Below are 6,620 nucleotides of genomic sequence, written 5' to 3'. Positions count from 1 at the left end.
AGGGGGGGTGGGGGGGGGGGGGGGGGGGCGGGGGGGGGGGGGGGGGGGGGGTGGGGGGGTGGGGGGGGGGCGCCCCCCCCCTTGGGTCTTGCTCGGGGGTGCTCCGCCGAACAGGTCCGGGGCCCTACGCCCAGAGCTGGCCGTGCAGCGTCTCGATGGCCGCTTCCGTGGTCGGGGCCGTGTAGACGCCCGTCGACAGGTACTTCCAGCCGCCGTCCGCGACGACGAAGACGATGTCGGCCGGCTCCCCCGCCTTGACGGCCTTGTTTCCGACTCCGATCGCCGCGTGGAGCGCCGCGCCGGTGGAGACGCCCGCGAAGATGCCCTCCTGCTGGAGGAGTTCGCGGGTACGGGTGACCGCGTCCGCCGAGCCGACGGAGAAGCGGGTGGTGAGGACCGAGGCGTCGTAGAGCTCGGGGACGAATCCCTCGTCGAGGTTGCGGAGCCCGTAGACCAGGTCGTCGTAGCGCGGCTCGGCGGCGACGATCCGGATGTCCGGCTTGTGTTCGCGCAGGTAGCGGCCGACGCCCATGAGCGTCCCCGTGGTGCCGAGGCCGGCCACGAAGTGGGTGACGGACGGGAGGTCGGCGAGGATCTCCGGGCCGGTGGTGGCGTAGTGGGCGCCCGCGTTGTCCGGGTTTCCGTACTGGTAGAGCATGACCCAGTCGGGGTGCTCGGCGGCCAGTTCCTTGGCGACGCGCACCGCTGTGTTGGAGCCGCCCACCGCCGGGGAGGAGATGATCTCGGCGCCCCACATGGCGAGCAGGTCGCGCCGTTCCTGGGAGGTGTTCTCCGGCATGACGCACACCATGCGGTAGCCCTTGAGCTTGGCCGCCATGGCGAGCGAGATGCCGGTGTTGCCGCTGGTGGGCTCCAGGATGGTGCAGCCGGGGGTCAACCGGCCGTCCTTCTCCGCCTGTTCGACCATGTGGAGCGCGGGGCGGTCCTTGATCGAGCCGGTGGGGTTGCGGTCCTCCAGCTTGGCCCAGATGCGGACGTCGTCCGAGGGTGACAGCCGCGGCAGGCGGACGAGCGGGGTGTTGCCCACCGCGGCGAGCGGGCTGTCGTACCGCATCAGTTCATGCCGCCGGCGACGGCCGGGAGGATCGTGACGTTGTCGCCGTCGCTGAGCTCGGTGGAGATGCCGTCGAGGAAGCGGACGTCCTCGTCGTTGAGGTAGACGTTCACGAAGCGGCGGAGTTCGTTGCCGTCGACGATGCGCTCGCGGATGCCGTTGTGGCGGCTCTCCAGGTCCGTGAGGAGGTCGGCGAGGGTCGCTCCGTTGCCCTCGACGGACTTGGCGCCGTCGGTGTAGGTGCGGAGGATGGTCGGGATGCGGACCTCGATGGCCATGGCGTGGGCTCCTGTCGGAAACGGAGAGGTGGCGTGGGGCGCGCGGCTCTGCCCCCGCGCGGGGGTTGGTGCGTGACGTGTGGTGCTGTGTGTGGTGCTCGGGCCGCGGGCCCGGCTCAGGCCTTGCGGCCGGCGGGCAGGCGGCACGTACAGATCGCGCTGGAGAGCCTGCACAGGTCGACGTGCAGGCGCGCGACGAGCAGCATGCCCGGCGTCTTGTCGCTCACGTCATGGGGAACCATGCGCTCATCGTATCGATTCCCGGTCCGTAATCCCGAGTGTGATCTCACCTGGTGGATGGTGGGTGTTCGACAGGCGGACGGGACCGTGGTGGGTCCGGCCCCGTCCGCCGCTGGGCGGCCTGCCGGTGTCCGGCGGTACGACGTGAGGCAGGCGGTACGACGGGGGTCAGGCGGTTTCGTACGCCTCGACGACCTCGACGTCCTCCTCGGTGATCTCGCCGTCCACGATGCGGTACGAGCGGAACTGGAAGGGGCCCGCGTCGTCGGTGTCGGCGGTGGAGACGAGGACGTAGTGGGCGCCGGGCTCGTTGGCGTAGGTGACGTCGGTGCGGGAGGGGTAGGCCTCGGTCGCGGTGTGGGAGTGGTAGACGATCACCGGCTCCTCGTCGCGGTCGTCCATCTCGCGGTAGAGCTTGAGGAGGTCGGCCGAGTCGAACTCGTAGAAGGTGGGCGACCGGGCGGCGTTGAGCATCGGGATGAACCGTTCGGCCCGGCCGGTCCCGGCCGGGCCCGCGACCACGCCGCACGCCTCGTCGGGGTGGTCGGCGCGGGAGTGCGCGACGATCTGGTCGTGGAGCGCCTTGGTGATGGTCAGCATTTCGCCAGGATAGGCATGCGGGCCCCTGCGTACCGAAGTGTGGTACGCAGGGGCCCGCATGGTGGACGTGACCGCCGGAGCGGCCGGTCGGGGCGGCTCAGTTCTTGGCGAAGGCCTTGTTCTCGGGGTTGCGGGCCTTGAGGACCAGGTACGAGATGCCGAGGAGGGCGGCCCAGATCGGGGCGCAGTACAGCGAGATCCTGGTGTCCTTGTCGATGCCCATCATCACGACGACCATGGCGATGAAGCCCAGTGCGTAGATGCTGGTGTACGGGGCGCCGGGGGCCCGGAAGCCGGACTGCGGGAGCGCTCCGCGGTCGGCGAGGCGCCGGTAGCGGATCTGGCTGATCAGGATCATGATCCAGGCCCACATGCCGGAGATGGTGGCGAACGAGACGACGTAGGTGAAGGCGTCACCGGGCCACTGGTAGTTGATCCAGACGCCGACGAGCATCAGGGCGGCGGAGAAGGTGGTGCCGACGAGCGGGGTGCCGCTCCTGGTGAGCCGGGTGAAGAACTTCGGGCCCTGCCCGTTGAGCGCGAGGTCGCGCAGCATGCGGCCGGTGGAGTACATGCCGGAGTTGCAGGAGGAGAGTGCCGCGGTCAGCACGACGAAGTTGACGATGCCGGCGCCGATGCCGAGGCCCATCTTGCTGAAGGCGGCGACGAACGGCGAGATGCCGGGCTTGAACTCGGTCCACGGGACCACGGAGAGGATCATGATGAGGGCGCCGACGTAGAAGACGGCGATGCGCCACGGCACGGTGTTGATGGCCTTGGGCAGGACGGTCTTCGGGTCCTTGGACTCACCCGCGGTGACGCCGACGAGTTCGACGGCGAGGAAGGCGAACATCACGATCTGCAGGGTCATCAAGGTGCCCTTGATGCCGTTCGGGAAGAATCCGCCGTCGGACCAGAGATGGGTGACGGACGCGGTGTCCCCGGCGTCGGAGAAGCCGAGGGTGAGAATTCCGGCGCAGATGAGGATCATGCCGACGATGGCGGTCACCTTGACCATGGAGAACCAGAATTCGAGCTCTCCGAAGAGCTTCACGGAGATCAGGTTCACGCCGTACAGAATGATCGTGAAGATCAGCGCGGAAACCCATTGGGGAATGCTGAACCAGAACGTCATGTACTGGGCTGCGGCGGTGACTTCGGTGATTCCGGTGACGACCCAGAACAGCCAGTAGGTCCAGCCGGTGACGAATCCGGCGAAGGGGCCGATGAATTCGCGGGCGTACTCGGAGAAGGAGCCCGAGACCGGGCGGTACATGAGGAGTTCGCCCAGGGCCCGCATGATGAAGAAGATCACCAGGCCCGCGACGGCGTAGGCCAGGATGAGGCTGGGGCCGGCCTTGGCGATTGCCTTTCCCGCACCGAGGAAGAGGCCGGTGCCGATGGCTCCGCCGATGGCGATCATCTGGATCTGACGGGCGCCGAGGGCCCGCTGGTATCCCTCGCCCGTCGTGCCGGCATCCGCGACTTCTACGGCCTGCCGGCCGCCCTGCCCTTTGTCGACCTGTGCCGATGTCATGTGCTGCGCCTTTCTCCACGCCGATCCGCGCCGTTGAGGCTGCGAATCAGGTCCTGTATCCCCCCGGATATGGATGGAGTGCCGCCGGTGGTTGCCGGCTCCTGGCGCCCTCGGGAACAGGGGTGGCGTCCCGGAGTGGTCGTGAAGATTTATCACGGGCACCCGGGCGACCCACCGGACATTATGTGGTGCACACCACAGGAAAAAGCGGACAAGAGTTTCCTGCCGCAGCAAAAAAGACCATTCAGGTGATGGGATCGTTATTCGGATTTGAGCGTCCGTTGAGCGAACGCCCGACGCGCACGCGCGGCCTGCGCACCCCCGGGAAGCCGGGGGCACGCCGCTACGGCATCAGCGTTTCCACGAGTGTTTCCTGGAGCGCGCCGAGCCAGAGGTAGGCCATGACCATCGGCTTGCGCGGGTCGCTGTCGGGGAGCCGGTAGAGCGATCCGGCGCCGCCCCCGCCCTCGCCCTCGGCCCCGTCCTCATCCTCGTCGGAGACCTCCAGGCGGGTGCCGATGGTGAGCCGGAGGTCGTTGAGGGCACCGAGCCAGTTGCGGCATTCGTCGCCGGTGAGTTCGAGCACGGCGCCGCCGTTCCCGGCGATCGTGAGGGCGTCCAGGGTGCGCACGACGGTGAGGGCGTCGTCGCGCTTGCGGGCGCGCAGATCGTTCTCGGTGAAGCGGCGGAACTCGGCGGAGGCGGCCCGCACTTCGCTGTCCTCGTCGCCGTACGCCTCGGGGAAGAGGCGGGCCAGGGCGGGATCGGTGGGCGGTTCGCTGGGCCCCTCCGCGAAGAGGGCGGCGAGCGGGTCCGCGCCCTCGGCGGGTTCGTCGCCGGGGCCGATCAGTTCCAGCAGCTGGACGGCGAGGGAGCGCAGGATCGCGATCTCCACCTCGTCGAGCGCGACGGCCGCGCCGCCGCCGGGGGTGGCCTCGAAGTGGCCGGCCATGGGTTTTCTCCGATGGTGGGTCGGGCGGGGCAGGAGTCGGGCGGGGCGGCGGACGATCGGTCTAGTTGCGGTCCTGCGTGAGGGTGGCCCACAGCCCGTAGCCGTGCATGGCCTGGACGTCGCGCTCCATCTCCTCGCGGCTGCCGCTGGAGACGACCGCACGCCCCTTCTGGTGGACGTCCAGCATCAGCTTGTGCGCCTTGTCCTTGGAGTAGCCGAAGTAGGCCTGGAAGACATAGGTCACATAGCTCATGAGATTGACCGGGTCGTTGTGGACCAGCGTCACCCAGGGGACGTCGGGCTCGGGGACGACGACAGTCTCCTCGGCCGATTCGGGACGCTCGATCTCTGTGGGGGCGACGCTCACCCACCCCATGCTGCCACTCGGGAGGGTGCATCGCACAAACGACCCGAGATCTCGTCACTCTGACGAAATAGGGGTAGCATCCGGAACATGAACTCTGCGGACCTTGGGCGACGGGTCGGTGTGCCGTCGACAGCGCTCTTCACCGACCAGTACGAGCTCACGATGGTGCAGGCCGCGCTGAAGGCCGGCACGGCCGACCGGCGGTCGGTCTTCGAGGCGTTCACGCGTCGGCTGCCCGAGGGGCGGCGCTACGGCGTCGTCGCGGGCATCGGACGGGTGCTGGACGCGGTGGAGAACTTCCACTTCGACGACGAGATGCTCACCTTCCTTCGCGAACAGAACGTCGTGGACGGACCCACGCTCGCCTGGCTGGCCGACTACAGCTTCAGCGGTGACATCTGGGGCTACCCGGAGGGCGAGGTGTACTTCCCCGGCTCGCCGATCCTGCGGGTCGAGGGCTCCTTCGCCGAGTGCGTGCTGCTGGAGACGGTGATCCTGTCGATCCTCAACCACGACTCGGCCATCGCCGCCGCGGCGTCCCGGATGTCCGCCGCGGCCGGTGGGCGTGGCCTGATCGAGATGGGTGCACGACGCACCCATGAACTCTCGGCGGTGGCGTCGGCGCGTGCCGCGTACATCGGCGGCTTCGACACCACCTCCGACCTGGCGGCGGGCTTCCGCTACAACATCCCGACCGTCGGGACGAGCGCCCACGCCTTCACACTGCTCCACGACACCGAGCGCGACGCGTTCCGGGCCCAGGTCGACTCGCTGGGCCGGGGCACGACGCTGCTGGTCGACACGTACGACGTCACCGAGGCGGTCCGTACGGCGGTCGAGGTCGCCGGCACCGAGCTGGGCGCGGTACGGATCGACTCCGGGGACCTGCTGCTGGTCGCGCACCGGGTGCGGCAGCAGCTGGACGAGCTGGGCGCCACGGAGACGAAGATCGTGGTGACCTCGGATCTGGACGAGTACGCCATCGCCTCGCTGGCCGCGGCGCCGGTCGACGCGTACGGGGTGGGCACGCAGCTGGTGACCGGCAGCGGGCAGCCCACCTGCTCGATGGTCTACAAGCTCGTCGCCCGCGCCGGGTCCGCCGACCCCGCGGAGCCGCTGCGTCCGGTCGCCAAGAAGTCGCTCGGCGCGAAGTCGTCGGTGGGCGGTCGCAAGTGGGCCGCGCGCCGGCTGGACGAGAACGGGGTGGCCGAGGCGGAGGTGGTCGGCACCGGCGCCGTGCCCGCGGAGCTGGCCGACCGGCAGCTGCTGGCCGAGCTGGTCAGGGGCGGCGAGGTGATCGCCCGGGAGCCGCTGGACGCGGCGCGCGAGCGGCACATCGCGGCACGGGCGGGGCTGCCGATGTCGGCGCTGCAGCTGTCCCGCGGAGAGCCGGTGATCCCCACGGAGTACGCGTGAGCGAGGGGTGCGGTGGTGGGCGGGCGCGCCCGGCCACCACCGCACCCCCGGGCGCCGCGCGGGCTCCGTTCCCTCCTCTCCCTATCCGGGACCGGAGTCTCTAGGCTCGAATCACACCCCCCACGACCGCCGACCGTCCCCCACCGAAGGACACC

General features: G+C 69.5%; 8 protein-coding genes. 1 reads left to right on the top strand and 7 read right to left on the bottom strand.

The genetic code is table 11. The annotated features are described in order from the left end of the window. Positions 1-124 precede the first annotated feature (124 nt). The 7 genes from ACFV8T_RS03160 to clpS all read right to left on the bottom strand — a co-directional run bounded on the left by ACFV8T_RS03160 (position 125) and on the right by clpS (position 5,058). Positions 125-1,075, bottom strand: a complete 951-nt coding sequence (locus ACFV8T_RS03160; RefSeq protein WP_385323905.1) for a PLP-dependent cysteine synthase family protein — start codon at positions 1,073-1,075, stop codon at positions 125-127. Further along, the gene (locus ACFV8T_RS03155; RefSeq protein WP_266418698.1) at positions 1,075-1,353 is read right to left on the bottom strand and encodes a MoaD family protein; all 279 of its coding nucleotides are present in this window, start codon (positions 1,351-1,353) and stop codon (positions 1,075-1,077) included. The genes ACFV8T_RS03160 and ACFV8T_RS03155 overlap by 1 nt, the downstream gene beginning before the upstream one ends. A gap of 116 nt (positions 1,354-1,469) precedes the next feature. Then, entirely contained in the window at positions 1,470-1,595 is a 126-nt protein-coding gene (locus ACFV8T_RS03150) for a putative leader peptide (protein WP_256088703.1), read from the bottom strand. A 166-nt stretch (positions 1,596-1,761) separates the two neighbouring features. Continuing rightward, positions 1,762-2,193 carry a M67 family metallopeptidase gene (locus tag ACFV8T_RS03145; protein ID WP_266418696.1) on the bottom strand — a complete coding sequence of 144 codons (432 nt, stop codon included), beginning with the start codon at positions 2,191-2,193 and terminating at the stop codon, positions 1,762-1,764. Between the two features lie 97 nt (positions 2,194-2,290). After that, positions 2,291-3,730: an amino acid permease gene (locus ACFV8T_RS03140; RefSeq protein ID WP_385323902.1), complete on the bottom strand. Its 1,440-nt coding sequence runs from the start codon at positions 3,728-3,730 to the stop codon at positions 2,291-2,293. 343 nt (positions 3,731-4,073) lie between these two features. After that, a complete protein-coding gene (locus ACFV8T_RS03135; RefSeq protein ID WP_385323899.1) occupies positions 4,074-4,682 on the bottom strand; it encodes a DUF2017 domain-containing protein in 609 nt (202 codons plus the stop codon). 61 nt (positions 4,683-4,743) lie between these two features. Beyond that, the gene (gene clpS, locus ACFV8T_RS03130; RefSeq protein ID WP_266418690.1) at positions 4,744-5,058 is read right to left on the bottom strand and encodes an ATP-dependent Clp protease adapter ClpS; all 315 of its coding nucleotides are present in this window, start codon (positions 5,056-5,058) and stop codon (positions 4,744-4,746) included. Between the two features lie 78 nt (positions 5,059-5,136). On the opposite strand from clpS, the gene ACFV8T_RS03125 reads away from it, so the two are divergent. Next, entirely contained in the window at positions 5,137-6,465 is a 1,329-nt protein-coding gene (locus tag ACFV8T_RS03125) for a nicotinate phosphoribosyltransferase (RefSeq protein WP_385323896.1), read from the top strand. Positions 6,466-6,620: the final 155 nt, after the last annotated feature.

The sequence above is a fragment of the Streptomyces sp. NPDC059832 genome (assembly GCF_042731715.1).
Taxonomy (GTDB): domain Bacteria; phylum Actinomycetota; class Actinomycetes; order Streptomycetales; family Streptomycetaceae; genus Streptomyces.
Note: the sequence above shows the minus strand (reverse complement) of the source record. Positions and strands in the feature narration are given on the sequence as shown.

What these genes read in the sequence shown, in the direction of transcription:
- ACFV8T_RS03160 (WP_385323905.1), bottom strand. Translation starts at nt 1,075, where the DNA reads ATGCGGTACGACAGCCCGCTCGCCGCGGTGGGCAACACCCCGCTCGTC.
- clpS (WP_266418690.1), bottom strand. Translation starts at nt 5,058, where the DNA reads ATGGGGTGGGTGAGCGTCGCCCCCACAGAGATCGAGCGTCCCGAATCG.
- ACFV8T_RS03125 (WP_385323896.1), top strand. Translation starts at nt 5,137, where the DNA reads ATGAACTCTGCGGACCTTGGGCGACGGGTCGGTGTGCCGTCGACAGCG.
- ACFV8T_RS03135 (WP_385323899.1), bottom strand. Translation starts at nt 4,682, where the DNA reads ATGGCCGGCCACTTCGAGGCCACCCCCGGCGGCGGCGCGGCCGTCGCG.
- ACFV8T_RS03155 (WP_266418698.1), bottom strand. Translation starts at nt 1,353, where the DNA reads ATGGCCATCGAGGTCCGCATCCCGACCATCCTCCGCACCTACACCGAC.
- ACFV8T_RS03145 (WP_266418696.1), bottom strand. Translation starts at nt 2,193, where the DNA reads ATGCTGACCATCACCAAGGCGCTCCACGACCAGATCGTCGCGCACTCC.
- ACFV8T_RS03140 (WP_385323902.1), bottom strand. Translation starts at nt 3,730, where the DNA reads ATGACATCGGCACAGGTCGACAAAGGGCAGGGCGGCCGGCAGGCCGTA.
- ACFV8T_RS03150 (WP_256088703.1), bottom strand. Translation starts at nt 1,595, where the DNA reads ATGGTTCCCCATGACGTGAGCGACAAGACGCCGGGCATGCTGCTCGTC.